This window comes from Nonomuraea composti (assembly GCF_012034275.1).
GTDB classification, from domain to species: domain Bacteria; phylum Actinomycetota; class Actinomycetes; order Streptosporangiales; family Streptosporangiaceae; genus Nonomuraea; species Nonomuraea composti.
On record NZ_JAATEP010000007.1, the window covers coordinates 270,434 to 297,396 of the forward strand.

The following is a 26,963-nucleotide window of genomic DNA, read 5'->3' on the forward strand; positions in this document are numbered from 1 at the left end:
TTCCCGGCATGGAGTCTGCGAAGCACGCCGGTGACGCCGCCGTCGCCGTGTCCAAGGCCTATGGTGTCGAGACCATGTTCACCCTGTCGGGAGGGCATGTCTTCCCGCTTTACGACGGAGCGGTGCACGAGGGCATGCGCATCCTCGACGTACGCCACGAGCAGAGCGCTGTCTTCGCCGCCGAGGCGACCGCCAGGCTGACGAGGAAACCGGGCCTGGCCGTGCTGACCGCGGGCCCCGGCATCACCAACGGCGTCAGCGGCGTCGCGACCGCCCACTTCAACGGCTCCCCCGTGGTCGTGCTCGGCGGGCGGGCGCCCCAGTCCCGCTGGGGCAGCGGCGCGTTGCAGGAGATGGACCATCCGCCGCTGCTGGAGCCGATCACCAAGCTCGCGTTCACCGCGTCCGGCGCCGAGTCCGTCGGCCAGGACGTCGAGGTGGCCTTCCGCACGGCGGTCGCGCCCCACCGCGGCCCGGTCTTCCTCGACTTCTTCATGGACCACCTGTTCTCGCCCGCGCCGCTGCACGACGTGAGCACGCAGTCGCCGTCGCCGCTGGAGCCCGACCCCGACGCCCTGGCGGGCATCGCCCGGCTGCTGGCCGAGGCCGAGCGGCCGGTGCTGGTCTACGGCTCCGACGTGTGGATGGACCGCGCCGAGGAGGCCGCCCGCGACTTCGCCGAGACGTGGCGGCTGCCGGTCATCCCCAACGGGCAGGGCCGCGGCATCCTGCCGGCCGGCCACGAGCTGCTCGTCACCCGCGCCCGCGGCCTCGCCTTCGGCCAGGCCGACCTGGTCATCGTGGTCGGCACGCCGCTCGACTTCCGCCTCGGCTACGGCTGGTTCGGCGGCAAGGACGGCGCGCCGCTGGCCAGGGTGGTGCACATCGCCGACGCGCCCTCGCAGCTCGCCACGCACATGCAGCCGGCCGCGTCGGCCGCCGGCGACCTGTCGGTGGTGTTCTGGGGCCTCGGCACCGCCTGCGGCGAGGCGGGCGTCAAGCCCGACGCGTACGCGTCGTGGGTGACGAAGCTGTCCGAGGCCGCCTCGGCCGCCATCGAGGGCGACGCCGAGCTGCTGTCCTCCGGCTCCGACCCGATCCACCCCATGCGGATCTACGGCGAGCTCAACCGCGTCCTCGACGACGACGCCGTGGTCATCGGCGACGGCGGCGACTTCGTCTCCTACGCCGGTAAGTACGTCGAGCCGAAGCAGCCCGGCAACTGGCTCGACCCGGGCCCCTACGGCTGCCTCGGCACCGGCCTCGGCTACTCCATCGCCGCCCGCCTGGCCAGGCCGTCCTCGCAGGTGGTGCTGCTGCTCGGCGACGGCGCCGCCGGCTTCTCCCTGATGGACGTCGACACCCTCGTCCGCCACAACCTGCCGGTCGTGATGATCTGCGGCAACAACGGCATGTGGGGCCTGGAGAAGCACCCCATGCAGATGCTGTACGGCTACGACGTGGCCGCCGAGCTGCAGCCGCAGTGCCGCTACGACCAGGTCGTGACCGCGCTCGGCGGCGGCGGCGAGCTGGTCACCAAGCCGTCGGAGATCGGGCCCGCGCTGCGCAGGGCGTTCGACTCCGGCGTGCCGTACCTGGTGAACATCGCCACCGACCCGCAGATCGCCTACCCCCGCAACACGACGGGGGTGTGACTACCCCTTCGGCGTGGAGGTGGGCGTGGGCGTCGTCGCCGTGGGCGAGGGCGAGCCGTCCTCGGGGCAGACGCTGTCGACCACGACGAGCGTGACCGTGGTGCCCTTGGTGACCGGCTTGTTCGCGCCCGGCGTGGTCGCCTTGACCCGGCCGCAGCGCATGCCGTCGGTGGTGGTGGTCTGGTCGTCGGGGTTCGACAGCAGGCCGGCCGCCTCCACCATGTCCACCGCTTCCAGGTAGCGCCTGCCGACCACGTTCGGCATCAGCACCTTGTTGCCGGACGCGGTCGGGCTCGGCGACTTCGACGTGGACGGCGGAGGGGTCGAGGGCGTGCTGGACGGCGTCTTCGTCGGCTCCTCGGTCTTCTCCGGCACCTGCTGCGACCTCGTCGGCGGCCGGGTGGTCGGCCTCGGCTCCTCCGTCGTCGGGTCGGGCTCGGGCTCCGAGGTCTTGGACGGGGGCCTGGTCGTCTTGGTGGGCTTGGTGTCGTTGCCCTGGTAGGTGGCGGTGACCGTGGGCTCAGGAGCGCCGAGGGGCATGCCCGTCAGCGCCACGGCGGTGGCGCCCGCGCCGAGCACGACCGCCGCGGCGATGCCCGCGATCAGCCCGGTCCTGCGCGGCGCCTTGGCCGCGCGGCGACTCCCGCGCCGGTCGGAGATCGTGGTCTCCTCGTGCGCCATCCTGGCGCCCGTCTGGTACGGGCCCGAGTCGTGCTGGCCGGCCGCCTGCTGGTACTGCTGCTGTTGCTGGTACTGCTGGCCGGTCGGCTGCTGCTGGTACTGCTGCTGCGGCGGCTGGGCCATCGTGGAGCCGGTGGCCAGCTCGGGCACGGCGGGCGCCTGCCCGCTGGCGATCGCCCTGGCGGCCTCGCTCATCGCGCGGGCGCTCGGGTAGCGCCTGGCCGGATCCTTCGACAGGGCGATGTCCACCAGCGTGCGCACAGCCTGCGGGATGTCCTGGGGCAGCGGCGGCGGGGCCTCGCGGATGTGCTTGAGCGCGATCGTGACCGCGCTGTCACCGTCGAAGGGCCGCTGGCCCACCAGGCACTCGTACGCGACCACGCCGAGCGCGTAGATGTCGACGGCGGGCGTCACGGGAGCGCCCTCGGCCTGCTCGGGAGCGCAGTAGGCGGCGGTGCCGAGCACCATGCCGGCGTCGGTGAGCCGGCTGGCGATGTCGGAGCGGGCGATGCCGAAGTCGGTGAGGACGAGCGTGCCGTCGCGCTGCACGAGCAGGTTGCCCGGCTTGACGTCGCGGTGGACGATGCCCTGGTCGTGCACGGCTTGCAGGGCCGAGGCGGCCTGCGCGATGAGCTCCATGGCGGGCTGCGGCGGGATGCGCCCCAGCCGGCCGAGCAGGCGGTCGAGCGGCTCGCCGTCGACGAACTTCATCACCAGGTAGACGGTGTCGCCGCTGACGCCGTAGTCGTAGACGTCGACCACGCCGGAGTGGTTGATCGTGGCCATCGCCCGCGCCTCCCCCTGGAAGCGAGCGACGAACCCGGGGTCCTGCATGCGGCCTGGGAGCAGCACTTTGACGGCGACGGTGCGTGCGAGCACGACATCCTCGCCTCGCCACACCTCACCCATGCCACCGGCGCCGATGCGGGTATCCAGCCGATACCGCCCCGCCAGCGTCGTCCCTTGGGCCACCATGATTCCCCCGCTACCCCCCTACCATCCGTAACCCTCTTACCTCGCCCACCCCGCGGATCTCCAACAAAGCGAAGTTTTGTCGCGGTGAGGTAACACAGTGGTCACGGAACTCAGAGAGTGTACGACTCACCTGACCCACATGCCACTCAAATGCCTCAAGCCGTACAAAGCCTATCCTGGGGCCTTCCGGCCGCACTTGTCCGCGTTTCCGGGAACTCGGCGGCCCCATGAGAGGCTCATCTCATGACGCTCACTCCAGGTCTGCGCGCTCACCTGCTCATCATGGTCGAGATGGAGGACACCGCGAAGCGGATCGGCAGCGGGGACGTGCCCGTGCTGGCCACGCCCCGGCTGCTCACGCTGGCGGAGGCGGCGACCGTACGCGCCGTCGAGAAGCACCTGGCGCCCGGCGAGACGTCCGTCGGCACCCGGGTCGAGCTCGACCACCTGGCCGCCAGCCCGCTCGGCGCTCACGTCCAGGTGAGCGTGGAGCTCGTCGAGGTGGACGGGCGGCGGCTGGTCTTCGCGTTCGAGGCGCACGAGCAGAGCACGGTGATCGGCAAGGGCAGGATCGAGCGCGTCGTGGTCGACCGCGCGAAGTTCCTCGCGCGCGCCACTCGCTGAGAGCGTGTTACTCACTGAGAGCGCGCGACTTGATGACGGCGCGCCACTCACTGAGAGCGCGCGGCTCGATGACGGCGCGCCACCCCTTGTCGGCGCCCACCTCGGCCGGTGATCACACCCGGCCGCGGTCGATGACCCGGGCCAGCGCCTCGACCGCGTGCGGATCGTACGCACTCCCTGACGACAGCCGGATCCGCTCCAGCGCCGCCCCGCCCCGGTCGCGGTCGGTGGAGGGCCCCACCAGGTCGTCGTAGGCGTTGGCCACCTTGATGATGCGGCTCGACAGCGGCGGGTCGTCGGTGATCGGGTCGCACTGCCTGCTGACCACCTCGGCCACCCGGTCGAGCACGCCCGTCTGCCTGATCACCTCCGCGCCCAGCTCCGCGATGCGGCGGGCCTGCTCGGGCTCGGTCAGCACGGTCGCCCCGCCGGGGATCGGGTCGCGCAGCGAGAGCTGGCCGATGTCGTGCATCAGCGCGGCGTACTCCAGCTCCAGCAGCTCGGGCTCGGCCATGCCCAGCTCCCTGCCGATGGCGACCGCCAGGCGGCTGACCCGGCGCGAGTGCCCCGGCTCGACGTAGCCGCCCACCTCGGTGACCCGCGACAGCGCGCGCACGGTCTGCAGGTAGGTGGCCCTGATGCCGGCGTACTTGCGGAAGGCCACCTGCGTGACCAGCAGCGGCGCCGCGAACACCAGCAGCGCCACGAGGTCCATGCTGTGCGTGGCCAGCGCGAGCAGCACGCCCGAGGAGGCCACGGCGGCGCCCAGCGGGAAGGCCATGTTGATCTCGTCGCGCACGGCCACCCTGAACGCCGTGCGCACCTGCTCGGCCCGCAGCAGCGCGGCGATCAGCACGTCGATGAGCAGGGTGATCGCGATGAGCGTGACCATGACCACGAGCGCCGGCCACCACGTGCGGGTCGGCGGCTTGGTCATCTCGTAGAGCGGGGCCGCCAGCGGCCGGAACGCGAAGGCCAGCAACGCGCCGGTGAGCAGCCGCCTGGCCATCGCGTCGAGGCGCGGCGGCCGGCCCACCGCCAGGTGCGGGAGCGCTCCCGCCGTCATGCCGACGGCGATCACGGCCACGACCTGCAGCGCGGGGTGCTCCAGCGGGGTCTGGCTGAGGTCGAGCAGCAGCGTGTAACCGAGCGCGGCGGCGGCCCCGATCGGCGCGACCTCCCTGTTGCCCGGCATGGTGAGCCTGGCCAGCTCGCCCACCGCGATCAGCGCCCCGAACCCGACCGCGATCTCCGGCTGCGTGAGCCCGACGGCCGCCGTGTGCGCCACGCCCACCAGCGCGACCAGGCCGGCCGCGCAGATGAGCAGGAGCTGGCCGGAGTCGAGGCGGCGCAGGACCGTGCTCAGCGAGCGCCCGGTCGTGCGCCTGACGCGCTCAGTGGTGATCATGATCCGGTCACGACCTGGATGGGCATCGTCGGGTCGTCGTGGTCCTTGATCGTCGCCTCGGCGGCGTCGGGCGGCGGCTGGTCCGCGCGGCGCGGCGGCTGCCACGGCTCGCGCTCCAGCGCCCGGATGAAGGCCGCCACCATGACCGGGTCGAAGTGCGTGCCCGCGCTCTTGCGCAGCTCCTCGATCGCCTCGGGCACCGGACGCGCGCCCCGGTAGGAGCGGTCGGAGGTCATCGAGTCGAACGCGTCGGCCACCGCGATCACCTTCGCGAACTCGGGGATCTCGTCGCCCGCCAGCCCCATCGGATAGCCGGTGCCGTCGTGCTTCTCGTGGTGGTGCATGATGCCGGCGTACGCCTCGTCGAGGAAGCCGATGCCCCGGACGATCTCCAGCCCGCGCATCGGATGCAGCTGGATCGCCGCGAACTCCTCCTCGGTGAGCGGCCCGTCCTTCTGCAGCACCTTCGTCGGCACACCGAGCTTGCCCACGTCGTGCAGCATGCCCGCGTACCGGATGGCCCGCACCCGCTCCAGGCCCATGCCGATCTCCTGCGCGATCATGGACGAGGCGTGGGAGACGCGCGTGCAGTGGCCCCTGGTGTAGTAGTCCTTCGTCTCCACGGCCTGGCAGAGCGCGGCGATCGTGGCGTCGTACGAGCGCTGCTGCGCGTGGTACTGCCCGAACGCCCACCGCGCCACGAACAGCGGCAGCAGCACCAGCACCGCCGAGATCGACGCCACCGTGGCCCACAGGCCCGCCACCAGCAGCCCGAACGTCCCGTAACCCAGGTACGACAGCAGGAACTGCGCCATGCCGCGCATCGGCACCTCGGTGGCCCGCACCCGCGTGGCCAGCCCGACCATGGTGAGCGTGAGCGCGATGTTGAGCGGCACGAAGACGGCCGTGGCGGCGGCGTACGGGCCGATGAGGTCGTCGAAGGCGTTGACCTCGGGCACGCCCACGCGGCCGTCCAGCGCCTCGTAGACGCGCCCCGCGACGAAGCCGCAGATGGCGAACTGCGCGCCGTTGAACAGGCGCTTGATCAGCGGCAGGCCCGGCCGCACGCTGAGCACCGCCGTCAGCCCCACCAGCGCGGCGCCCCCGGGCCCGAGCAGCACCACGGCGGCCAGCGAGGCCGAGAAGCTCACCGACACCGCGAACTGCTCCACGTTCAGGAGCGTCGGCATCGACTCGCACACCAGGAACAGCAGGGCCAGCACCAGGAGGATGTCGAGGTCCTGCGTGGCCACGGGCGGGCCCGAGACCATCACGCCGCGTACGACGAGAGCGGCCGCCGCGGCGATCACGGCGACCAGATAGACCCTTGCGGGCCACGGCAGATCACGCATTGCGGCCCCCCACGGCGATCAGGTCCAGGACACCCCAGGAGGAAGGACCGCTCCGGCGATCAGCGTGACCACCGGGGTGATCAGCACGACGGCCGTGAGCAGCCGGGCGACCGTAACCTTGGACATCCACATGCCTCCACGTCGACTTGTGGGGTTCACGCTACAGAACCGGACGTGGCCGTATGGGCTGAGTCGGAAATCGCAAGCAAAGCGTAATCAAGCCACTACTTCGCGCGACGGCTCGCGGCCCACTCGACGGTCTTCTTCACGCCGGTCGACAGGTCCGTACGCGGCTGCCAGCCCAGCCCCTCGTGCGCCGGCACCGGATCGACCGCCATCGCCGGCAGGTCGCCCACGCGCGGCGGCGCGAAACCGGGCTTGTCCTGGGCGCCGGCCGCGTCGGCGATCAGCGAGTGCAGCCGCCGGTCGGTGGTCTGGATGCCGGTGCCGAGGTTGAAGCGGCGGCCGTTGCCCTCGCCGCCGCACGCCCGGACGAAGCCGTCGACCACGTCGCCGACGTAGACGTAGTCGCGGGTCTGGGTGCCGTCGCCGTACAGGACCGTCGGCGTGCCGTTGAGCAGCGCGTCGGTGAAGATCGCCACGACGCCCGCCTCGCCGTCGGGCGACTGGCGCGGGCCGTAGACGTTCGACAGCACCAGCGTCGTGTACTCGATGCCGTACAGGGCGCGGAACGTGGCCAGGTAGATCTCGCCGCTCAGCTTCGAGGCGGCGTACGGCGAGCGCGGGTCGGTGGCCGCGTCACCCGGCACCGGGATCGTCGCCGGACGGCCGTAGACGGCCACCGACGAGGCGAACACCACCTTGCGGGTGCGCCCCTCGTGCGCGGCGTTCAGCACGGCCGCCGTGCCCTCGACGTTGAGCCTGGCGTCGTGCGCCGGGTCCATGACGCTCTTGCGCACGCTGATCTGCGCCGCCAGATGGCAGACCACCTCCGGCTGCAGCTCGGCCATCAGGCCGACCAGCGCCGGGTCTCTGATGTCCATCTCGTGCAGCCGGAACCGGTCGCTGCGCGCCGCCTCCACCAGGTTGTCGCGCGAGCCGGACGACAGGTCGTCGACGACATGCACCTCGTGCCCGTCGGCCAGGAGGCGATCGACGAGATTCGAACCGATGAACCCGGCACCCCCGGTGACCAGAACGCGCATGAAGGAGATCCTAGTCCGCCCCTGGTCTCGGTCGGCCGCTCGTCAGTCGGCCAGCTCCGAACGTACCTGCGCGATGCGGGCCAGCACCTTGCTGCGCAGGTCGGCGGGGACCGGGTCGCACCCGCAGTGCTTGTGCACCAGCGCCTTGACGGCCTTGTCGAGGTCGTACTCCTTCAGGCACGGGCTGCACTCGTCGAGGTGCACGCGGATCTCCGCGACGTCCCCCTCGGTCAGCTCACCGTCGAGGTAGGAGTACACCTTGTCGAGAACCTCGCGACAGTCGGTGTCATGCGGGTTTCCACAGCTCATTTCGATCCCTCCGCCGGGACCAGGCCACGCTCGCGAGCATAGTCCTCAAGGAGGCCCCGCAGCTGCCTGCGTCCTCTGTGCAGCCTCGACATCACGGTGCCGATCGGAGTGCCCATGATGTCGGCGATCTCCTTATAAGGGAAGCCTTCGACGTCCGCCAGGTAGACGGCGATCCTGAACTCCTCCGGCAGGGCCGCGAGCGCCTGCTTGATGTCGCCGTCGGGCAGATGCTCCAGCGCCTCCACCTCGGCCGACTTCAGCCCGCTCGAGGTGTGGGACTCGGCGCGCGCCAGCTGCCAGTCCTCGATCTCCTCGGTGCCCGACTGCTTCGGCTCGCGCTGCTTCTTGCGATAGCTGTTGATGAAGGTGTTGGTCAGGATCCGGTAGAGCCACGCCTTGAGATTCGTGCCCTGCTGGAACTGGTGGAACGACGCGAACGCCTTGGCGAAGGTCTCCTGCAGCAGGTCCTCCGCGTCCGCGGGATTTCGGGTCATCCGGAGCGCGGCGGAGTAGAGCTGCTCGAGATACGGCATGACGTCGCGCTCGAATCGCTCGCTTCGCTGCTCCAGCGTCTCCGCGCCTGTCGCGGGCACCGGACCCACCCCCCTAAGATCACCGGTGGCCGGCTGTGGCGGTACACCGTACTCAGGGGAGGATACCCGCTGGCCCGCGACCGCTCGGTCAGCGGGCCGGGGTTCTACCAATGTGAGCATGCTCGTCGCAACACGCCCGCGCCCTTGTCTGTTCCCGCAAGATAGAAGGTACGAAGGACCCGGTGCGGGGAACGTCATACGTACCGGCTGGTAGCCCTTTTTCCGGAACCCAGGAGTCGCGTGTGCTGCCCATTCCGGCCGAGGAACTGAACGGCTCAGGGACGCTCGGGCCGTACTGGACCTTCTACCGTGCCGTAGCCGCCGAACAACTCAACCGATGGCTCCCCGCCGAACCCTCCGTGATCCTCGATCTGTCCGGCGGGCGCGGCAAGTGGTCCGGCCAGGCCGCCAGGCTCGGGCATCGGGTCGTCGAGGTGCTCGACTTCCGCCGGACCGCCGACGGGCAGTCCCGGCTGCGCGACGCCGACCGCGTCCGCCACGTACGCGCCGACGACCTCTCCTTCCTCCCCGACGCCAGCGTCGACGCCGTGCTCGCCGAGGAACGCGCCATGTCGATCGAGCTCATGGCCGAGTCCGCCATGAGCGACGTCGCCAGAGTGCTGCGGCCCGGCGGCCGCGCCCTGATCTGCGTCGACTCGCTGGTGCTCGGCATGGCGATCCTGGCCGAGCAGGAGCAGTGGCAGCACCTGCGGCAGACCGGCGAGGTCATGCTCGTGCCGTGGCCCGACGGCAGCATCACGCGCTGCTTCAGCAGCGGGCAGCTGCGCGAGCTGCTCGTCGGGGCCGGGCTGGAGGTCGAGTGGATGCGTCCGCGCACCGTCCTGTCGCCGTCCACCGTCGACCACGTGCTGAGCTCCGACGCGCGGGCGCTCAACTACCTGGTGCGGACCGAGCTCGAAGCCCAGCCCAACGACGACGACACGGTGGGCATCCACCTCGTCGCCAGCGCCCGCCGTCCCGGCTAGTCCGGGCTAGTCGCGGCTAGGAGCGTCCCGTCCACGTGCTGGGGCGCCTCTTGCGCCGGCTCACCCGCCGCGGTCACCGCGCCTGGCGTCCTTCGCGCCGCCGTTCTTCGTGTCCGGCGGCTTCGGGACGTCGTGGTCGGCTCAGCGGCGGCGTTCCTGCTTGCCCTGGCACTGCACGCAGCGCGCCGCCTCCGGACGGGCCTCCAGCCGGCCCTCCGGCACCGGGCTGCCGCAGTCGACGCACCTCCCGTACACGCCTTCGTCGATGCGCTTGAGCGCCTCCATGATCGCCTGCCGCTGTGCGGTGGCCACGGTCAGCATGGCCTGAGCACGGTCGGCGTCGGTCAGGTCGGAGCCGGCGTCCGCCGCGGAGTGCTCACGTACGGCGACGGGGTCGCCCTGAAGGACCCCGATCGAACGATCCAGTTCCGCGAGCATGTCTTCCAGCCGCTCACGAGCGGTCGTGACGTCCACGAATCCGCACCTCCGGGTGAATGAGGGCAACCCGCGACGAGGACTCCCCGGATGTCCCGCCCGGTGCAATGAGGGGGCATTTTCTGGCGGTGACATCGAGTAAACGGATGCATCGCTTTCCTCACCGGATGCCCGCTAACCGCGCTTCTTACACCTTTAGAAAAGCGCGGTTTCCTCCTCCTCAGGGAGAGGTTTGATGAGGTCCGGGCCATTGTTCCGGACGTTGTTGACATCCGTCGACACCGCGTACGCGGTCAGCCGCCCCGACTCCGCGGGCACCAGCAGCCGCCCCGCCTGCTCGGTGTCGGTCAGCTTGGGGTCGAGCCACTCCGCCCAGCGCTCCCGCTCGATCATCATGGGCATCCTGTCGTGGATGCGGCCCAGATGATCCTCCGCGTTGGTGGTGATGACCGTGCACGTCACCAGCCACTTCAGCGGGTCGTCGTCCTCGCGCGACGGGTCCTTCCAGAACTCGTACAGGCCCGCCATCGCCAGCACCCCGCCGTCAGACGGGTGGATGAAGTACGGCTGCTTCTTCTTCTTTTCCCCCTCGACCGGCATCCACTCGAAGTAGCCGTCGGCCGGCAGCAGGCACCTGCGCTTGGCGAACGCCTGCCGGAACGACGGCTTCTCGGCCAGCGTCTCGGCCCTCGCATTGATCATCCGCGAGCCGATCGACGGGTCCTTCGCCCACGCCGGCACCAGCCCCCACTTGACGACCCTGAGCTGCCGCACCGCCCGCTCGGCCTCCTTGGGCACCCGGCTCAGCACGGCGTAGACGTTCTTCGTGGGCGCGACGTTGTAGTCGGCGCCGAGCTCCTTGTCGGGCTCGGCGTCCTGCTCGACCTGGAATTCCTCGAGCAACTCGTGCTTCTTGCGCGCCGAGGCGTATCTACCGCACATGACCCCACACTGCCACGTCCCGCCTTGAACCGCATGCCTCCCCACGCACCGGCCGCCCCTTCACCATCCGGTCTTCGGACGCTCTGCGCCGCACACCTTCCACCACATGCCCTCCACAGCCCGCCCCACCCCGTGCCCCGCGTACCGCACCGCACCCTTTCGCCGCGCCCGCCGCACTCCCCGCAACCCCGCACCCGTCGCGCGTCCCGTGCCGTGCCCGTCACCGGCCCTTCGGCGCGGCCGTCCACAGGGGGCGAGATCCGGTGACCGTTGTCCACAGGCAGGCGACAGGGTGGTGACCGGCGTCCACAGGCTGTGACCCCGCCCCTCCGCGGCCAGTACTCTTTGACCATGCCCGCTCCGCACTGGCCCGCGCCGACGGCGACCACTCCGGTCACCGCCACCGTCCCGCTGCCCGGCTCCAAGTCGGTGACCAACCGTGCGCTCCTGCTCGCCGCGCTGGCCGACGGCCCGGGGGTCGTGCGGCAGGCGCTGCGCAGCCGCGACGCCGACCTGATGGTGGCGGCGCTGCGGGCCCTGGGCACCACGTTGACCCCCATGAGAGAGACGTCCGCGGGCGTCGACTGGCAGGTGACGCCCGGCCCGATCCGTGGCGGCGCGCACATCGACGTGGGCCTCGCGGGCACGGTCATGCGGTTCGTGCCTCCGGTGGCGGCGCTGGCCGATGGCCCCGTCTCCTTCGACGGCGACCCGCACGCGCGCAAGCGCCCGATGGGCCCCATCCTCGACGCCCTGCGCGCCCTGGGTGCGAGGATCGACAACGACGCGCTGCCGTTCACGATCAGCGGGCCGCTGGCGGGCGGCGAGGTCACGCTCGACGCGTCGGGTTCGTCGCAGTTCGTCTCGGGCCTGCTGCTGGCGGCGGCACGCTTCGAGAAGGGCATCACGATCCGCCACGTGGGCCCGCCGGTCCCCTCACTGCCGCACATCGAGATGACCATCGAGATGCTCAGGGCGGTCGGCGTCCGGGTCGACGCCGGCGAGCGCGACGTGTGGCGGGTGGAGCCGGGCCCGATCGCGGCCAGAGACATGACGGTCGAGCCCGACCTGTCCAACGCGGCCCCGTTCCTGGCGGCGGCGCTGGTGACGGGCGGCACGGTCACGATCCCCGCCTGGCCGCTGCACACCACGCAGGCAGGCGACGCCCTGCGCGACCTCCTCACCACCATGGGCGCCACGGTCACCCGCGCCCCTGCCGACTCCACGGCCTCCGGCACGACCACTGCGGGCTCCGGCACGCCTGCCGCAGGTTCCGACGCGACGGCCGCGGGTTCTCACCCGACCGCCGCGCGATCCGGCACGACCGACCTCGTGGTCACAGGCACGGGTCACATCACCGGCATCGACGCCGACCTGCGTGACGTGGGCGAGCTGACCCCGACCATCGCCGCCCTGGCGGCGCTGGCGTCGACCCCGAGCCGCATCCGGGGCGTGCCCCACCTGCGCGGTCACGAGACCGACCGCCTCGCCGCCCTCGCCACCGAGATCAACCGCCTCGGGGGCGACGCCGAGGAGACGGACGACGGCCTGATCATCCGCCCCCGCCCGCTGCACGGCGGCACCTTCCACAGCTACGACGACCACCGCATGGCCACGGCCGGCGCGGTGATCGGCCTGGCGGTGCCGGGTGTGGAGGTGGAGAACATCGCGACGACCGCCAAGACCCTGCCGGAGTTCGTCCAGATGTGGACGGCGATGCTGGAAGCCCGATGACCTCCGCCATCAGGGCCGCCCGGCACCGTGGCCCGGCCGCTGGTTTCGCCCGGGTCGAGCCGGGCACGTCGGAGAAGGGCGGCACGTGAGAGCGCGCTGCCCGCACGGCGATCACGACATGTACGAGCATGACACCGCCACCCCTCCAGGCCGGGGTGGCACCCGCAGCACAGGCACCGGCTCCACATCCGCATACCCGCACCCGGTCAGCGCCGCCCGCACGTGCCGGCCCTCCACGAGCCGGCCCCACGCGCGCCGACGCCGGCCAGGCCACGTCCACACCGGCCACCGCCCCGCAGCGCCCGGCCCCGCCGCCCGGCGCACCGCGAGCCACGGCCACCCCGTCCGACACACCGCAGAGCACGGCCACCCAGACCGACGCCTAACAGGACACGGCCGCCCAGACCGACGCCCAGCAGAGCACAGCCACCCAGGCCGGCGTACCACCGCAAGGCACAGCCACCCAGGTCGCCGCTCAGCAGGACATGGCCACCACGGCGGGTGCACCGCTATCGCGGTGGCCGGCACGGGCAGCACCACGGCCGGCGACCGCACATCACGGCCCAGGCGCCGCCGCCAAGAGGACTACACGACACCTGCACCACAAGCACCATCAGGGCCACCAGCACTGCCACAATCAGCGCAGTCACCGTCACAAGCACAGAGGGGAAGCGAGCGTATGGGAGCGGACCGCTGAGAAAGCGGGAGTACGACGAGGACGACGTACGGGTCAGGCCGGGCAAGGGCTCCCGCCCCCGGACCCGGATCCGTCCTGCGCACGAGGATGCCGTGGAAGGGTTCGTGGTGGCCGTCGACCGGGGCCGCTACACGACCCTGGTGGAGCCGGAGCGCCCGAAGGGGTCGGCGCAGAAGCGCAAGCCGCCGCAGCGCCGCCTGGTGGTGGCCATGAAGGCGCGCGAGCTGGGCCGCAAGGGCATCGTGGTCGGTGACAGGGTGGCGCTGGTGGGTGACGTCTCCGGCCGCCCCGACACGCTGGCCAGGGTCGTACGCGTGGAGCCGCGCACGTCGATGTTGCGCCGTTCGGCCGACGACACGGACGACACCGACGGCATCGAACGCCCGGTGGTGGCCAACGCCGACCAGCTCGTGATCGTCACCGCGCTGGCCGATCCGCCGCCGCGTCCCCGCATGATCGACCGGATCCTCGTGGCGGCGTTCGACGCCGAGATCGACACCCTGCTGTGCCTCACCAAGTCCGACCTGGCGCCGCCCGACGAGCTGGTGGCACTCTACGAGCCGCTGGGCGTGCCGCACGTCGTGGTGCACAAGGGCGGCTCCCTCGACGAGCTGCGCGACCACCTGGCGGGCCGCATCAGCGTCCTGGTGGGCCATTCGGGCGTCGGCAAGTCCACGCTGGTCAACGCCCTGGTCCCCGACGCCAACCGCGCCGTCTCGCACGTCAACGCCGTCACCGGCCGCGGCCGCCACACCTCCACCTCGGCCGTGGCGCTGGAGCTGCCCGACGGCGGCTGGATCATCGACACGCCGGGCGTACGCAGCTTCGGGCTGGCCCACGTGTCGGTGGAGACGGTGCTGGCCGCGTTCCCCGACCTGGTGGAGGGCACGGTCAACTGCCCGAAGGGGTGCACGCACCTGGACGAGGGCTGCGCGCTGGACGCGTGGGTCGCGGCCGGCAACGCCGACCCCACGCGCCTGGAGTCACTCCGCCGCCTCCTGTCCAGCCGCGAAGGCACCTCCGATGACCCGTCCGCCCCCCGCCGCGACCCCACCCCGGACGACACCCCCTGACGGAGGCACCCACGTCGGAGGCACCCACGTCGGAGGCCGACACTTCCCAGCAGCGGGCCGCACGCCTGCGCCGCGATGGCGTGCGGCGCAAGCGCGGGCACCGTCACGGCACAGGCACCGTCACGGCACAGGCATACGGTGCGGCACAGGCATACGGTGCGGCCTTGGCCCGTGAGGGTGTCATACATCGTGTGGTGGCGCTGCGCGCCTGCGCCGCGACGGTCCATGACCCCCGCAGGGGCCGGGGCGGACCGCGTGCCGGTACCGGGCCGGAGAGGTGCGCCACCTCTCACGGGGCAGGCACGCTCACATCGCCCCCTCACGAGGCAGGCACGCTCACATCGCCCCCTCACGGACCGACCACGTCCTCGTCAGGCAGTCAGTCGGCGCCCCCGAGCCAGACGACCTCGTACCACCGCAGCGGCCGCAACGTCGCGAACGCGGCCCGCAGCTCGGCCACCGAGGCGGTGTCGCCGAACACCTCCACGGTCACGGCACCGTGTGGCGCGATCACGGCGTACCGCTTGTCATCGCTACGGACCCACACCCCGTCCGGCTCCTTCTCGCACCGCACCCGCCCGGCCCCGGACGGTGCCGGTCCCGAAAACTGGAACCCGCCGTTGTAGCAAGTCTCCTGAGGCTCCGTCCACTTCCTAGGCAGTTTGCCCCACCAGCACAGCAGGCCGCCCGCCGGGAAGGCGCCGGCCAGCATCGTTAAGAACACGAGCACGTTGACGTGCTCTCTCACCTGGACGGCGAGCGCCGCTTGGCCGAGCCCGATCACGACGCCCGCCAGCGCCGCCCGCATCAAGGCGTTCATGCCCGATCATGGATCATGATCACCACCACCTGTCAACAGCTGGAGCAGGCGGGCCGGTCCCGGGTCAGGGTGAGGTGGGGCGGTTCGGGCGGAGGGTCCAGGTGACGGTCAGGGTCGAGACGACGGTGCCGTCGGCGTTGGTGAGCTCCACCGCCACGTCGAACTCCGGCCGCTCCCCCGCGTCCAGCCTGGCCACGACCTCCTCCCGCGACGCGAGCAGCCGCGCCTCGGCCCGCACTTCGCCCAGCGCGACCTTCCGGTACGCGATGGTGGCCGTGGTGGGCAGGGGGACGGCCCGGCTGAGCTGGTCGCCCAGCGCGGACAGCACGGCGGCCCCGGAGGCGGACTCGGCGAGGGTGAAGAGCACCCCGGCGTGCGGCCCGGCCACGTGGTTGTGCAGGTCCGGGCGATCGGGTACGTGGCAGACCGCGTGCCCGTCGGCGACCGTGTCGAAGACGATCCCCAGAGTCCGGGCAAACGGAACTGTATCCAGCAGCAACCCACCGACATCTACCGACATACCGCACATGCTACTGGCCAGTAACTGGAACACGAGTTACCAGAAATGGGGCGTTGGCGACTGATGTTCTGATACCCGACACGGTAGCGTGGGCGATCGTGCAGGGTTACAACGATGATCTTCGCCTCGCGCATGTCATGGCGGACGCCGCCGATGACCTGACCATGCGGCGGTTCAAGGCGGTCGACCTCAAGGTCGAGACCAAGCCCGATCTGACGCCGGTCAGCGACGCCGACCGCGCGGTGGAGGAGGCCATCCGGGGCACGCTGCGCCGTGCCAGGCCGCGCGACGCGGTGGTGGGCGAGGAGTTCGGCAAGACCGGGTGGGGCGCCCGGTCGTGGATCATCGACCCCATCGACGGCACGAAGAACTACGTGCGCGGCGTGCCGGTCTGGGCCACGCTGATCGCGCTCATGGAGTACGGCAAGGTCGTCGTCGGCCTGGTCTCGGCCCCCGCCCTGGGCCGGCGCTGGTGGGCGGCGGCCGAGGGCGGCGCGTGGACGGGCAAGAGCCTGACCAAGGCGTCGCGCATGCACGTGTCGTCGGTCTCGACGCTGGAGGACGCCTCGTTCTCGTACTCGAGCTTCGGCGGCTGGGAGAAGAAAGGCAAGCTCGACAACTTCCTCGACCTCAGCCGCGCCTGCTGGCGCACCCGCGCCTACGGCGACTTCTGGTCGCACATGATGGTCGCCGAGGGCTCGGTGGACCTGTCGGCAGAGCCGGAGCTGTCGCCTTGGGACATGGCGGCGCTCACGGTGATCGTCGAGGAGGCCGGCGGCGTCTGGACCGACACCGCCGGGGTGCGCGGCCTTGAGGGCGGCAGCCTGGTGTGCACGAACGGAGTCCTGCACGACGAGGTGATCAACCGCCTCAACGGCACCACGATCAGGAGCTAGCCACGCGGCGTGAGCAGCCCCGCCCGCGCCCGGATGTCCGCGGTCGCGGCGTTCAGCTCCCGTTCATCCTTGATGGTCACATTTCCCTCGTACGTGACCCCGCCCGGCACGTCGTCGTGCCCGAGGGGGTCGGCGTCCCAGAAGTTGCCCCGGAAGACGACGTTCTCCAGCGGCGGCCCCACGTGCAGGACGGCCGTGTTGTCGGCGCGCGCGACGACGTTCTCCTCGACGACGACCCCGCTGGCGCCGTAGTCGAGGTAGAGCCCGAAGTTGTACGGCGTGCGCGTGTCCGTGATCACGTTGCCCCGCACCTCGGCCCCCTCGCCCTGGGCCCCGGACAGGTACACGCCGCCGCCGTCGGCCAGCACCTGCATGGTGTCCACGGTGAGGTTGCGCAGGATCCTGGTGCCCTCGCCGGGCCCGGCGACGATGCCGCAGTGCGGCACCTGCGTGATCTCGTTGTTCGCGACGACGCAGCCCTTCGTGCCGGTCACGGCGATCCCCGGCGACCCGCTGAACTCCAGCCCGATCCGCCGCACCCGGTTGTCCTCCAGGGTGGTGGCCCGGCTGCCGGTCACCACGACGCCTCCGGCGGAGATCGTCTCGAAGTCGCAGCCGCGTACGGTGATCTGGTCGCCTCCGGAGACGCCCAGCCCGGAGGCTCCGAGCCGGGTGAAGCGGCAGCCCTCGATCACGACGCCCGTCGTGTCGTCGAACGTGACGCAGGCGGGAATCGTGACGGAACTCGAAGGATACGTCACGGAAGCATCTTCTCCCAGCACGGCCGTCTCGACCCCGCCGCCCTCGTAGTAGCCGCTCCCGTGGTAGTGCACGAACCCCTCGGGCCGGCCCGGCCGCAGCCAGGTGGCCTCGGCGAACACCAGCCCCCTGAACGCCACCTCCCGCGCCCCCGCCACCCGCACCAGCGTCTCCAGCACCGGCGCGACCACCGTCGTCCGCGCGGGATCCTCACCCGGCAGCGGCAGGTAGAGCAGCACGTGCTCGCCCGGCCGCGACCGGTCGAGCACGAAGGTGCCCGGCTCACGCAGGAAGCCCGGCTCGTTCTCGATCGAGGTCGGCAGACCCGGGCCTCGCGAGGTGTTGCCCGCCCAGGTGGAGTTGTACAGCTCGACCGCCCACCCGAACCCCGGCTGAGCCATGGTGATCACCGTCCGGTCCCCGTCGGCGACGGCTTCCGCCATGCCCAGCCGCGCCTCCGACCAGGGATAGACGCCCCGGTAGACGAACTCGGCGCTGCGCCAGTCGCGCGGCTCGGCGCTGTCGGTGACGTACCCGGTCGCGGTCGCCTCGGCGGCCCCCGGCAGGCCGGCGACGGCGGCGCGGGCGGCCCGGCGGCCGTCCACGTAGAGCTGGCGGACCTCCAGGTCGCCGACCTCGGCCCGCCAGACCCCGCCGCGCTCCTGCCACCCGCTGATCGGCCGGCCGCCGCTCACCACGACCTCCTCCTGCGCGGCGCTCCCGTAGCCGTACGCCTCGTAGACCGTCCCCGAGTCGGGCTCGGCGAGCTCGAACGGCCGGGTCAGCACGTGGGTGCCGCCCCGCAGCCGCACGACCACCTCGCCGGGGACCTCGCGCGCCGCCGACCGGGCCCGCTCCAGGGTCAGGAACGGACGCTCGGCGGACCCGCTCCAGGAGTCGTCCCCTTGGGGGGACACGTAGAACTCCATCTCAGCACCTCCACTCTGTATATGCCGTACACCGAGTACTACACCATAAACTGGGAGGCATGCCAACAAGCCAGGATCCCGTCGAGTTGTTGTGGCGGAAGGAGGAGCCGCAGCCGCGTCCCGGCCTGAGCGTGGGCAGGATCGTGCGCGCGGCCATCGAGCTGGCCGACGCCGAGGGCCTGGAGGGCCTGTCCATGCGCAAGGTCGCCGACCGGCTCGGCTTCACGACCATGTCGCTCTACCGCCACGTGCCCGGCCGCGACCAGCTCGTCGACCTCATGCGCGACGAGGTCATGGGCGAGCACCCGGAGCTCCCGCCCGAGCGGGAAGGGTGGCGGGCCCGGCTGGAGGCGATCGCCCGGCAGGCGTGGGAGATCCGCAGGCGGCATCCCTGGCTGGCCGAGGTGCGCGGCACCCGCCACCTGCCCGGCCCCCACGGCGTCGCCCACTACGACGCGATGCTGGCCACCCTGACCGGCACCGCGCTGCGGCCGTCCGAGGTGATCGCGGCGATCGGCCTGCTCGGCCGCTTCGTGGACGCCGAGGCGCTGGTCCTGGTCGAGACGCGGCGCGAGGAGCAGCGCAGCGGCGTGTCCGAGCAGGAGTGGTGGGGCACACGCGACTCCCTGTACGAGCGCCTCGACCAGTACCCGGCACTCAGCCACCTGTGGGAGTCGGGCGCCTGGGACGCCCCTGAGGACTCCTTCGAGTTCGGCCTGCGCCGGCTCCTGGACGGCATCGAAGCCCTCATTCGAGAGCGTGATGAAACCCGTGACGAAACTTGTCAGGAGTGCGGCAAGCCCCTGGAGCCCACCGCCTCCTCGGGCCGCCCCCGCGTGTACTGCTCACGCGCGTGCCAGCAACGCGCCTACCGCAAGCGCAAGGACGGCTGAACCGGCACGAAAGCCATCAAAAATCCAACGCAGCTCAGAGGGCCAGCACCCGCCGCATGCCAACGCAAGCTCAGAGGGCCAGCACCCGCCGCGCCGCCCGCATCAAGCTCCCGCGATACCCCTCCCCGTACAGCACGACGTGCACGAGCAGCGGATGCAGCTGGTGCAGCGGCACCCGCTCCCGCCACCCCTCGGCCGGCGGCCACTCCTCCCGGTACGCCCCCAGCACCCGATCCAGGTACGGCAGCCCGAACAACTCCAGCATCGCCAGGTCCGTCTCCCGATGCCCGCCATGGGCCGCAGGATCGATCAGCACCCCGCCCCCGCCGGACCACAACACGTTCCCGCTCCACAGGTCCCCATGGATCCGCGCCGGCGGCTCGGCGGGCCCGGCAACCTCGGGGAAGCGCTCCACGGCCCGCTCCACCAGCGCGACGTCGGCGGCGGGCAGCCGCGCGAGCCGCAGGAACGGCAGCACCCGCCGCTCGCCGTAGAACGCGGGCCAGCCGTCGCAGGGCGAGTTGTCCATGGGCAGCTCGGCGATGAACCCCGGCCACGGCGCGCCGAAACCCGGCGCCCCGACCCGATGCAGCCTGGCCAGCGACCTTCCGAACCGCTCGGCCGCCGCCGGGGAGGGCCGCTCCTCGCGTACCCAGGAAAGGACGAGCCGGTCGGGCCCCACCTCGATCACCTCGGGCACCGCGGCGGCCTCGCCCAGCCAGCGCAGCCCGGCCGCCTCCGAGGCGAACATCTCGGAGGCGGCCCCGACCTTGGCGAACACCTCGCGCCCGTCGTCCAGCACGCCCCGCCGCAGCCGCCAGCCGTGCGAGGAGCCGAGGTCGTCAGTGAATCTCATCGAGCTCATCGGCGATGTGCTTGGCGACGCCCTCGGAAGCGGCCTCGACCAGCTCCAGCACCTCCTCGAACCCCTCCCGGCCCCCGTAGTACGGATCCGGCACCTCGGCCCCCTCAGGCGCCGCCGGGTCGAACGAGCGGAACAGCCGCACCTCCACCCCGGCCGGAGCCAGCCGGCGCAGGTTCGACACATTGTCCCTGTCCATGGCGAGCACGAGGTCGTAGCGGTCGAACCAGTCTTCGGTGAACTGCCTGGCCCGGTGCGCCGAGCCGTCGTACCCGTGCTGGGACAGGATCTCCAGCGCCCGCTCGTCCATCGGATCGCCGACGTGCCACCCACCGGTCCCGGCGCTCTCGACGGTGACCCGCCCGCCCAGGCCGCGGTCGGCGAGCGTCTGGCGGAGGACGACCTCGGCCATCGGCGATCGGCAGATGTTCCCCATGCACACCAGGCATACGCGATAAGTCATAACCACCATCATGAGGGTGACCTGGTGCGTTCACCGAACGTTCACCCTCGGTAGGGGGTCTGAGTCACCTTCGCTGCATACCTTCATGGCGACTAAGGACCAAGTGGGAGGAACCCAACCGTGAAGTATGCAGGCCGGCTCGCCGCCGTCGCCGTCGTCGGCGCGCTCTCGCTCGCTGCGTGCGGCACAGACAACAACAGCGGCGCTGGCAGCACCAGCCCCGCCAGCGCCAGCGCACCCGCCGCGGGCAACGACAACGGTGGCCTGAGTGGCACGATCAACGCCGCGGGCTCCTCGGCCCAGGCCAACGCGATCACCGAGTGGACGAAGAACTTCACGGCCACGAACCCCGGTGTCACCCTGAACTACCAGCCCAGCGGCTCGGGCGCCGGTGTGCAGGCGTTCATCCAGGGCACGGTGTCCTTCGCCGGCTCCGACTCCGCACTCAAGGAGGACGAGCCCACCCAGGCCAACGCCCGCTGCAAGACCGGCAACGCCATCAACATCCCGATGGTCACCGGCCCGGTCGCGGTCGTCTACAACCTGCCCGGCGTCGAGGGCCTGCAGCTCTCCCCCAAGACGCTCGGCGGCATCTTCAACAGCACGATCACCAAGTGGGACGACGCCGCCATCAAGGCCGACAACCCCGACGCCAAGCTGCCCTCCACGCCGATCCAGGCCTTCCACCGCTCCGACGAGTCGGGCACCAGCGACAACTTCACGAAGTTCCTCAAGGCCACGGCCGACTGGCCCTACGAGCCCGCCAAGGCGTGGCCCGCCGAGGCCAAGGGCCAGGGCTCCAAGGGCTCCGACGGCATCGCCTCCTCCGTCAAGGACACCGAGGGCGCGATCAGCTACGTCGAGCTCTCCTACGCCGAGAACTCCTCGCTGCAGAAGGCCAAGGTCGCCAACGGCGCCGGCGAGTTCGTCGAGCTGACCCCCGAAAGCGCGGCCAAGACGGTCGAGACCGCCGAGATCAAGGGCACCGGCAACGACCTCGCCCTGTCGATCGACTACGCCACCAAGACCGCGGGCGCCTACCCGATCGTCCTGGTCACGTACGAGATCACCTGCGAGAAGGGCCTGCCGGCCGAGGAGGCCAAGGTCGTCAAGGAGTTCCTCAAGTACACCTCCAGCGACGAGGGCCAGGCGGCGCTGAAGGAGCTGGGCTACGCCCCGCTGGCGGGGACCCTGCTCACTAAGGTCCGCACCGCGGTCGAGGCGATCTCCTAACCCCCGATGGCGACCAACGTACGTACCCGTGACGGCGGGCCGGCGACGAGCCGGTCCGCCTCGCGGCGCAGCCGCGGTGAAGCGCCCTTCCGTTACCTGTCCACCGCGGCCGGCGTCGCGCTGCTGGCGATCATGGCGGCCATCGCCGTGTTCCTCATCAGCGAGGCGATCCCGGCCCTGCAGGCGAACAAGGCGAACTTCTTCACGGAGCTGACCTGGGAGCCCAACAGCAGCCGCGAGTTCGGCATCGCGGCGCTGGCGTTCGGCACCGTCCTCAGCTCCCTGCTCGCGCTCGTCATCGCGACCCCGATCGCGGTCGGCGTGGCCCTGTTCATCTCGCACTACGCGCCGCGCAGGCTGGCCGCCCCGCTCGGCTACCTGATCGACCTGCTCGCCGCCGTGCCCTCCGTCGTGTACGGCCTGTGGGGCGTGGCGTTCCTCGTGCCGCTGCTGCGCACGCCGTCGCAGTGGCTCAACGAGAACCTCGGCTGGTTCCCCTTGTTCGCCGGTGAGGGCATCATCGGCGGCAAGACGATGATCGCCGGCGCCGTCGTGCTGGCCATCATGATCCTGCCGATCATCGCCGCCATCTCGCGCGAGGTGTTCCTCCAGGCTCCCAAGATGAACGAGGAGGCGGCGCTCGCGCTCGGCGCCACCCGCTGGGAGATGATCAGGATGGCCGTGCTGCCGTTCGGCCGGCCCGGCGTCATCAGCGCCGCCATGCTCGGCCTCGGCCGCGCCATGGGCGAGACCATCGCGGTCGCGCTGATCTTCCCGGCCACCTTCGACATCACCTTCCAGATCCTCACCCCGCACGCCAACAGCATCGCGGCCAACATCGCCAACGGCTTCGGCGAGGCCAACGACATCGGCCGGGGCGCCCTGATCGCGTCCGGTCTGGTCCTGTTCATCATCACGCTGCTGGTCAACATGGCCGCGCGGTTCGTCATCAACCGCCGCAAGGAGTACGCGAGGGCCGGCGCATGACCACGATCCAACACATCTCCACCGGCCGCCGCATCAAGGACCGGGTCGTCCAGGGCCTGGTCTATCTGGCGTTCGCGCTGGCCGTGGTGCCGCTCATCTCCGTGCTGTGGCTGGTCATCTCCAACGGCCTCGAGCGCTTCGACCTGGAGTTCCTCACCCACTCCATGAACGGCATCGGCGCCAGGGACGCCCACGGCGGCGCGTACCACGCCATCATCGGCACGCTCGAACAGGTGCTGCTGGCCTCCCTCATCTCGGTGCCGATCGGCCTGCTCACCGCCATCTACCTGGTCGAATACGGCAACGGCGGCCGATTGAGCCGCTCCATCAGCTTCTTCGTGGACGTCATGACCGGCGTCCCTTCCGTCGTTGCGGGCCTGTTCGTCTTCGCGTTCTGGATCCTGTTCCTCGGCTTCCAGTTCTCCGGCTGGGCGGGCGCGCTGGCGCTGTCCATCCTGATGATGCCGACCGTCGTGCGATCCGCCGAGGAGATGCTGCGGCTCGTGCCCGGTGACCTGCGCGAGGCGTCGTACGCGCTGGGCGTGCCCAAGTGGCGCACCATCGTCAAGGTCGTGCTGCCGACCGCGTTCACCGGCATCGTCACCGGCGTCATGCTGGCCGTGGCCCGGGTCGCCGGCGAGACCGCGCCGCTGCTGATGACGGTGTTCTTCACCAACTCCATCAACAACGACCCGTTCAGCGGTCCGCAGATGGGCCTGCCGCTGTTCGTCTTCGACCAGGCGGCCCGGCCCAACGACACCGCCATCGACCGGGCGTGGACCGGAGCCCTCACGCTCATCCTGATCGTCATGCTGCTCAACCTGGTGGCGCGCCTGATCGCCTGGTGGCGCTCGCCCGCCAGAGGCCGATAGGGGGTAACCACCGCAATGTCCAAGCAGATCCAGGTCTCGGGCCTGGACGCGTACTACGGCTCGCACAAGGCGATCGAGGACGTGTCCATGACCATCGAGCCCCGCTCGATCACCGCCTTCATCGGCCCTTCCGGGTGCGGCAAGTCGACGTTCCTGCGCACGCTCAACCGCATGCACGAGGTCATCCCCGGCGCGCGCGTGGAAGGCAAGGTGCTGCTCGACGGCGAGGACCTGTACGCGCCCACCATCGAGCCCGTCTCGGTGCGCCGCATGATCGGCATGGTGTTCCAGCGCCCCAACCCGTTCCCCACGATGTCGATCTACGAGAACGTGGCCGCCGGCCTGCGCCTCAACCGCGGCCGCATCGCCCGGTCCGAGCTCGACGGCATCGTCGAGGAGTCGCTGAAGGGCGCCAACCTCTGGAACGAGGTCAAGGACCGCCTCAACAAGCCCGGCGCCGGCCTGTCCGGCGGCCAGCAGCAGCGCCTCTGCATCGCCCGCGCCATCGCGGTGCAGCCCGAGGTGCTGCTGATGGACGAGCCGTGCTCGGCGCTCGACCCCATCTCGACGCTGGCCATCGAAGACCTGATGGCCAAGCTGAAGGACAAGTACACCATCGTCATCGTCACCCACAACATGCAGCAGGCCGCCCGGGTGAGCGACCGGACCGCGTTCTTCAACCTGGCCGCGCAGGGCCAGCCCGGCAAGGTCATCGAGATGGACGAGACGTCCCGCATGTTCACCAACCCGACGCAGAAGGCGACGGAGGACTACATCACGGGGCGCTTCGGCTGATGACCCGACAGCAGGCGGCATCCACGATGAACGGGGACACGAGGACCAAGCCCGTACTGCTCATCGCCGACCCGGACGACGCCGTCGTGGACGACGTGGCCACCGCCCTCGAACGCGAGGGCGTGGCCGTGACCGGGGCCCCCGACGGCGCGCAGGGGCTGCTGCAGGCCGGCGCCCTCCAGCCGGACGTGGTGCTCGTCTCGGCCACGCTGCCGGTCATCGACGCGGTCGACTTCGTCCGCGCCGTACGGCAGTCGCGAGCCGTACCCGTGCTGCTCGGCGTCGGCGAGGGACACGCCGAGCAGGCGGTACGCGCGCTCGCGGCCGGCGCCGCCGCCTGCGTCGCCAGACCCTACAGGGTGCCGGAGCTGCTGCCGTTCATCCAGGCGGCCTCGCCCGAGTCCCGCAAGGTGCTGGCCGTGGGCGGGGTCGAGCTGGACGTCCAGGCCTATCAGGTACGCGTGTCCGGCCGGGCCGTGCACCTGCCGCTGCGCGAGTTCGAGCTGCTGCAGTACCTCATGCGCAACGCCGACCGCACGGTCACCCGCGAGCAGATCATGCGCCACGTCTGGCACGCCGCCGCCAACACCTCGACGAACACGATCGCGGTGCACGTCAAACGGCTGCGGGCGCGCCTGGGCGACGAGGACGACCAGCTCATCCAGACCGTACGCGGCGTGGGCTACCGGCTCGTCACCCCCGGCATCGCCGAAAGCCGCGCATGATCCGCTCGGCCACGCCTTCGACCATCGCGATGCCGTACCCCACCTCAGGGCTGCCCTCGGTGAGTACGGCAACGGCGTAGTCGCGCCCGCCGCCCCGGATCAGCCCCACGCTGACCGTGGCCCAGCGCTTGGTCGAGACCCGCTTGAGCCAGCCGTTCTTCAGCGCCACGCGCTCGCCCCGGCACGCGGCGGCGCTGATCCCCCAGTTCTGGCCGTCCACGACCGCGCCCATGAGCCGCAGCACCTGCCCCCGCTCCGCCGCCTTGAGCGGGCTCTTGCGAGACACCAGCGCCTCCATGAGCCGCACCTGGTCGTCCACGGACGTCTTGGTGATCCCCCAGCAGTAGAGGTCGACACAGCTGCCCGGCACGCCCGCCGTGTCCTTCAGCCCGAACCTCTTCCCCGCCGCGCTGAACCCCTCCGCACCCCCGATCCGCACCCAAAGCCGGTCGGCGGCGTGATTGTCGCTGGAGCGGATCATCGACTCCGCATCCCGCCGCACCGCCGCGGGCAGCTTCTTCCACGCGGTACGCAGCAACAGCGCCATGAGGATCTGCACCTTGGCCGTGCTCGCCGTGATCAGCCGCTCGCCCGCGTGATACCGGTAGACCCGCCCGGTCCCCAGCTCCTTCACCATCGCCGTCACCGGCCCCGGCCGGCCCCGGAGGAACGCGTCGAGCCGCTTCGAGATTCGCTTGGCCGGCACCTCCGCCACGCCCTCACTGACCAGCCGCTCCTCGGCCAGCCGCATCCCCGGCGCCGCGGCGGCCTGACGTACCCTGGCGTGGGATCCGGACGAGGGCACGGCGGCGGCACTGACCTCGGCAGGCACCTGATTCCCCGGCACCACCAGCGGAGCCGTCAGAGCGAGCAGGATGATCAGTCGTGGTAGCGCCTTCGCCCCTACCGCGATCACTGCAGCATTATCACGAAGAGCTCAGGCGCCCCGCCAGTGTGCGGCCGCACTGTTCACCAACGGGCCGCCCGACGGCAAGCCCCCTCACCCGGGCGGATCCGCCCCGGCGAAGTCCTGGTAGGCGCTGTCGAAGTACTTGGCGAGCTGCACGTCGCGATCGGAGATCCGGTGGCCGATGTCCCAGGTGGTGAGGAAGACCCGCACGTGCCGCCAGACGTTCTCCCAGCGCGGATGGTGGATGGCGATGTCGCAGCCGGGGGCCACCTCGTTCATGAACGCGATCGCGTCCCTGAAGGTCTTGAAACGGTACTCCCGGTAGAGCTCCACCCTGGTCCGCGACGGATCCTGCGGCAGCGCGCTCTCCACCAGCCTCTTGGGCCAGACGGCTCCGGGCGCGATGGAGGAGGTGTCCATGAAGACCGCGGCCTCTCCATAGGCGTGCTGGAGATCGGCGTACAACCGGTCGGCCACGGCGCCGCTGTCGACGCGCCGATAGGAGATGGAGATGAAGATCTCGCTCACGAACCCTCCCCTGAGGATGACCGGCCATAGTGGCCGGCGCCCGCTCGTGAACGCGACCGTACTATGCCGCCCTGGCCCGGAACAAGCAACGCCCTTCGGAAACAGAAAAGGCCCCGACGCGTTGGCGTCGGGGCCCTTCCC

General features: G+C 71.0%; 27 protein-coding genes. 12 read left to right on the forward strand and 15 right to left on the reverse strand.

Features of this window, described 5'->3' with window-relative positions; all coding sequences use genetic code 11:
- Positions 1-8 precede the first annotated feature (8 nt).
- Positions 9-1,655: an acetolactate synthase gene (locus HCN51_RS13040; RefSeq protein ID WP_168009908.1), complete on the forward strand. Its 1,647-nt coding sequence runs from the start codon at positions 9-11 to the stop codon at positions 1,653-1,655.
- On the opposite strand, the gene HCN51_RS13045 is transcribed toward HCN51_RS13040, so the two are convergent.
- Complete coding sequence (locus HCN51_RS13045; protein ID WP_168009909.1) at positions 1,656-3,311, reverse strand: serine/threonine-protein kinase; 1,656 nt, start codon at positions 3,309-3,311, stop codon at positions 1,656-1,658.
- Between the two features lie 243 nt (positions 3,312-3,554).
- Between HCN51_RS13045 and HCN51_RS13050 the strand changes: the two genes are divergently transcribed.
- The gene (locus tag HCN51_RS13050; RefSeq protein WP_168009910.1) at positions 3,555-3,935 is read left to right on the forward strand and encodes a thioesterase family protein; all 381 of its coding nucleotides are present in this window, start codon (positions 3,555-3,557) and stop codon (positions 3,933-3,935) included.
- A 112-nt stretch (positions 3,936-4,047) separates the two neighbouring features.
- Here HCN51_RS13050 and HCN51_RS13055 read toward each other — a convergent pair whose 3' ends face one another.
- The 5 genes from HCN51_RS13055 to HCN51_RS13075 form a co-directional block, all read right to left on the reverse strand.
- Positions 4,048-5,343 (reverse strand): HD-GYP domain-containing protein, encoded by a 1,296-nt coding sequence (locus HCN51_RS13055; protein ID WP_080045333.1) that lies wholly within the window; start codon positions 5,341-5,343, stop codon positions 4,048-4,050.
- A complete protein-coding gene (locus HCN51_RS13060) occupies positions 5,340-6,695 on the reverse strand; it encodes an HD-GYP domain-containing protein (RefSeq protein ID WP_168009911.1) in 1,356 nt (451 codons plus the stop codon). The genes HCN51_RS13055 and HCN51_RS13060 overlap by 4 nt, the downstream gene beginning before the upstream one ends.
- Before the next feature lie 224 nt (positions 6,696-6,919).
- Entirely contained in the window at positions 6,920-7,861 is a 942-nt protein-coding gene (locus HCN51_RS13065; RefSeq protein WP_168009912.1) for an NAD-dependent epimerase/dehydratase family protein, read from the reverse strand.
- A 42-nt stretch (positions 7,862-7,903) separates the two neighbouring features.
- Complete coding sequence (gene rsrA, locus HCN51_RS13070; RefSeq protein WP_080045330.1) at positions 7,904-8,170, reverse strand: mycothiol system anti-sigma-R factor; 267 nt, start codon at positions 8,168-8,170, stop codon at positions 7,904-7,906.
- Complete coding sequence (locus HCN51_RS13075) at positions 8,167-8,772, reverse strand: sigma-70 family RNA polymerase sigma factor (RefSeq protein WP_043624264.1); 606 nt, start codon at positions 8,770-8,772, stop codon at positions 8,167-8,169. The genes rsrA and HCN51_RS13075 overlap by 4 nt, the downstream gene beginning before the upstream one ends.
- Before the next feature lie 233 nt (positions 8,773-9,005).
- Here HCN51_RS13075 and HCN51_RS13080 point away from each other — a divergent pair, with 233 nt between their 5' ends.
- Complete coding sequence (locus HCN51_RS13080) at positions 9,006-9,749, forward strand: class I SAM-dependent methyltransferase (protein ID WP_080045329.1); 744 nt, start codon at positions 9,006-9,008, stop codon at positions 9,747-9,749.
- A gap of 141 nt (positions 9,750-9,890) precedes the next feature.
- Here HCN51_RS13080 and HCN51_RS13085 read toward each other — a convergent pair whose 3' ends face one another.
- Together HCN51_RS13085 and HCN51_RS13090 are read right to left on the reverse strand one after the other, a co-directional pair.
- Positions 9,891-10,223: a TraR/DksA family transcriptional regulator gene (locus tag HCN51_RS13085; protein WP_080045328.1), complete on the reverse strand. Its 333-nt coding sequence runs from the start codon at positions 10,221-10,223 to the stop codon at positions 9,891-9,893.
- Between the two features lie 156 nt (positions 10,224-10,379).
- The gene (locus tag HCN51_RS13090) at positions 10,380-11,126 is read right to left on the reverse strand and encodes an SOS response-associated peptidase (protein WP_168009913.1); all 747 of its coding nucleotides are present in this window, start codon (positions 11,124-11,126) and stop codon (positions 10,380-10,382) included.
- 351 nt (positions 11,127-11,477) lie between these two features.
- Here HCN51_RS13090 and aroA point away from each other — a divergent pair, with 351 nt between their 5' ends.
- Together aroA and rsgA are read left to right on the forward strand one after the other, a co-directional pair.
- Positions 11,478-12,860, forward strand: coding sequence for a 3-phosphoshikimate 1-carboxyvinyltransferase (aroA, locus tag HCN51_RS13095; protein WP_168009914.1), 1,383 nt, complete (start codon positions 11,478-11,480; stop codon positions 12,858-12,860).
- A 693-nt stretch (positions 12,861-13,553) separates the two neighbouring features.
- Positions 13,554-14,630 (forward strand): ribosome small subunit-dependent GTPase A, encoded by a 1,077-nt coding sequence (gene rsgA, locus HCN51_RS13100; RefSeq protein WP_168009945.1) that lies wholly within the window; start codon positions 13,554-13,556, stop codon positions 14,628-14,630.
- 379 nt (positions 14,631-15,009) lie between these two features.
- On the opposite strand, the gene HCN51_RS13105 is transcribed toward rsgA, so the two are convergent.
- Both HCN51_RS13105 and HCN51_RS13110 read right to left on the reverse strand, forming a co-directional pair.
- Positions 15,010-15,450, reverse strand: coding sequence for a hypothetical protein (locus tag HCN51_RS13105; protein WP_168009915.1), 441 nt, complete (start codon positions 15,448-15,450; stop codon positions 15,010-15,012).
- 64 nt (positions 15,451-15,514) lie between these two features.
- Positions 15,515-15,970 carry a DUF4442 domain-containing protein gene (locus HCN51_RS13110; RefSeq protein WP_230465809.1) on the reverse strand — a complete coding sequence of 152 codons (456 nt, stop codon included), beginning with the start codon at positions 15,968-15,970 and terminating at the stop codon, positions 15,515-15,517.
- Positions 15,971-16,068: 98 nt separating this feature from the next.
- Here HCN51_RS13110 and hisN point away from each other — a divergent pair, with 98 nt between their 5' ends.
- Complete coding sequence (gene hisN / locus HCN51_RS13115; RefSeq protein ID WP_168009916.1) at positions 16,069-16,866, forward strand: histidinol-phosphatase; 798 nt, start codon at positions 16,069-16,071, stop codon at positions 16,864-16,866.
- Here the strand turns inward: hisN and HCN51_RS13120 are convergent.
- Complete coding sequence (locus HCN51_RS13120) at positions 16,863-18,554, reverse strand: right-handed parallel beta-helix repeat-containing protein (RefSeq protein WP_168009917.1); 1,692 nt, start codon at positions 18,552-18,554, stop codon at positions 16,863-16,865. The genes hisN and HCN51_RS13120 overlap by 4 nt on opposite strands.
- 59 nt (positions 18,555-18,613) lie before the next feature.
- Between HCN51_RS13120 and HCN51_RS13125 the strand changes: the two genes are divergently transcribed.
- Positions 18,614-19,447, forward strand: coding sequence for a TetR/AcrR family transcriptional regulator (locus HCN51_RS13125; RefSeq protein WP_168009918.1), 834 nt, complete (start codon positions 18,614-18,616; stop codon positions 19,445-19,447).
- A gap of 70 nt (positions 19,448-19,517) precedes the next feature.
- Here the strand turns inward: HCN51_RS13125 and HCN51_RS13130 are convergent, their stop codons facing one another.
- Both HCN51_RS13130 and HCN51_RS13135 read right to left on the reverse strand, forming a co-directional pair.
- Entirely contained in the window at positions 19,518-20,303 is a 786-nt protein-coding gene (locus tag HCN51_RS13130) for a fructosamine kinase family protein (protein ID WP_168009919.1), read from the reverse strand.
- Positions 20,290-20,772: a low molecular weight protein-tyrosine-phosphatase gene (locus HCN51_RS13135; protein ID WP_168009920.1), complete on the reverse strand. Its 483-nt coding sequence runs from the start codon at positions 20,770-20,772 to the stop codon at positions 20,290-20,292. The genes HCN51_RS13130 and HCN51_RS13135 overlap by 14 nt, the downstream gene beginning before the upstream one ends.
- 120 nt (positions 20,773-20,892) lie before the next feature.
- Here HCN51_RS13135 and pstS point away from each other — a divergent pair, with 120 nt between their 5' ends.
- The 5 genes from pstS to HCN51_RS13160 are packed head-to-tail and all read left to right on the forward strand — an operon-like array spanning position 20,893 to position 25,384.
- Positions 20,893-22,005, forward strand: coding sequence for a phosphate ABC transporter substrate-binding protein PstS (gene pstS / locus HCN51_RS13140; RefSeq protein ID WP_080045318.1), 1,113 nt, complete (start codon positions 20,893-20,895; stop codon positions 22,003-22,005).
- A gap of 6 nt (positions 22,006-22,011) precedes the next feature.
- Entirely contained in the window at positions 22,012-22,992 is a 981-nt protein-coding gene (pstC, locus tag HCN51_RS13145) for a phosphate ABC transporter permease subunit PstC (protein ID WP_168009921.1), read from the forward strand.
- A complete protein-coding gene (pstA, locus tag HCN51_RS13150) occupies positions 22,989-23,864 on the forward strand; it encodes a phosphate ABC transporter permease PstA (protein ID WP_168009922.1) in 876 nt (291 codons plus the stop codon). The genes pstC and pstA overlap by 4 nt, the downstream gene beginning before the upstream one ends.
- A 15-nt stretch (positions 23,865-23,879) precedes the next feature.
- Positions 23,880-24,659 carry a phosphate ABC transporter ATP-binding protein PstB gene (gene pstB / locus HCN51_RS13155; protein ID WP_168009923.1) on the forward strand — a complete coding sequence of 260 codons (780 nt, stop codon included), beginning with the start codon at positions 23,880-23,882 and terminating at the stop codon, positions 24,657-24,659.
- The gene (locus HCN51_RS13160; protein ID WP_168009924.1) at positions 24,659-25,384 is read left to right on the forward strand and encodes a winged helix-turn-helix transcriptional regulator; all 726 of its coding nucleotides are present in this window, start codon (positions 24,659-24,661) and stop codon (positions 25,382-25,384) included. The genes pstB and HCN51_RS13160 overlap by 1 nt, the downstream gene beginning before the upstream one ends.
- Here the strand turns inward: HCN51_RS13160 and HCN51_RS13165 are convergent.
- Both HCN51_RS13165 and HCN51_RS61305 read right to left on the reverse strand, forming a co-directional pair.
- On the reverse strand, positions 25,353-26,300 hold the full coding sequence (locus HCN51_RS13165) for a serine hydrolase (RefSeq protein ID WP_346433628.1): 948 nt from the start codon (positions 26,298-26,300) through the stop codon (positions 25,353-25,355). The two genes, HCN51_RS13160 and HCN51_RS13165, sit on opposite strands and share 32 nt — an antisense overlap.
- 84 nt (positions 26,301-26,384) lie before the next feature.
- On the reverse strand, positions 26,385-26,822 hold the full coding sequence (locus tag HCN51_RS61305) for a 4a-hydroxytetrahydrobiopterin dehydratase (protein WP_206066912.1): 438 nt from the start codon (positions 26,820-26,822) through the stop codon (positions 26,385-26,387).
- Between the last annotated feature and the right edge of the window lie 141 nt (positions 26,823-26,963).

Excerpts from the sequence above, each read along its gene's own strand:
- HCN51_RS13040 (WP_168009908.1), top strand. The coding sequence starts at position 9 with ATGGAGTCTGCGAAGCACGCCGGTGACGCCGCCGTCGCCGTGTCCAAG.
- HCN51_RS13045 (WP_168009909.1), bottom strand. The coding sequence starts at position 3,311 with ATGGTGGCCCAAGGGACGACGCTGGCGGGGCGGTATCGGCTGGATACC.
- HCN51_RS13050 (WP_168009910.1), top strand. The coding sequence starts at position 3,555 with ATGACGCTCACTCCAGGTCTGCGCGCTCACCTGCTCATCATGGTCGAG.
- HCN51_RS13055 (WP_080045333.1), bottom strand. The coding sequence starts at position 5,343 with ATGATCACCACTGAGCGCGTCAGGCGCACGACCGGGCGCTCGCTGAGC.
- HCN51_RS13060 (WP_168009911.1), bottom strand. The coding sequence starts at position 6,695 with ATGCGTGATCTGCCGTGGCCCGCAAGGGTCTATCTGGTCGCCGTGATC.
- HCN51_RS13065 (WP_168009912.1), bottom strand. The coding sequence starts at position 7,861 with ATGCGCGTTCTGGTCACCGGGGGTGCCGGGTTCATCGGTTCGAATCTC.
- rsrA (WP_080045330.1), bottom strand. The coding sequence starts at position 8,170 with ATGAGCTGTGGAAACCCGCATGACACCGACTGTCGCGAGGTTCTCGAC.
- HCN51_RS13090 (WP_168009913.1), bottom strand. The coding sequence starts at position 11,126 with ATGTGCGGTAGATACGCCTCGGCGCGCAAGAAGCACGAGTTGCTCGAG.
- aroA (WP_168009914.1), top strand. The coding sequence starts at position 11,478 with ATGCCCGCTCCGCACTGGCCCGCGCCGACGGCGACCACTCCGGTCACC.
- HCN51_RS13105 (WP_168009915.1), bottom strand. The coding sequence starts at position 15,450 with ATGAACGCCTTGATGCGGGCGGCGCTGGCGGGCGTCGTGATCGGGCTC.
- HCN51_RS13110 (WP_230465809.1), bottom strand. The coding sequence starts at position 15,970 with ATGTCGGTAGATGTCGGTGGGTTGCTGCTGGATACAGTTCCGTTTGCC.
- HCN51_RS13120 (WP_168009917.1), bottom strand. The coding sequence starts at position 18,554 with ATGGAGTTCTACGTGTCCCCCCAAGGGGACGACTCCTGGAGCGGGTCC.
- HCN51_RS13125 (WP_168009918.1), top strand. The coding sequence starts at position 18,614 with ATGCCAACAAGCCAGGATCCCGTCGAGTTGTTGTGGCGGAAGGAGGAG.
- HCN51_RS13130 (WP_168009919.1), bottom strand. The coding sequence starts at position 20,303 with ATGAGATTCACTGACGACCTCGGCTCCTCGCACGGCTGGCGGCTGCGG.
- HCN51_RS13135 (WP_168009920.1), bottom strand. The coding sequence starts at position 20,772 with ATGACTTATCGCGTATGCCTGGTGTGCATGGGGAACATCTGCCGATCG.
- pstC (WP_168009921.1), top strand. The coding sequence starts at position 22,012 with ATGGCGACCAACGTACGTACCCGTGACGGCGGGCCGGCGACGAGCCGG.
- pstA (WP_168009922.1), top strand. The coding sequence starts at position 22,989 with ATGACCACGATCCAACACATCTCCACCGGCCGCCGCATCAAGGACCGG.
- pstB (WP_168009923.1), top strand. The coding sequence starts at position 23,880 with ATGTCCAAGCAGATCCAGGTCTCGGGCCTGGACGCGTACTACGGCTCG.
- HCN51_RS13160 (WP_168009924.1), top strand. The coding sequence starts at position 24,659 with ATGACCCGACAGCAGGCGGCATCCACGATGAACGGGGACACGAGGACC.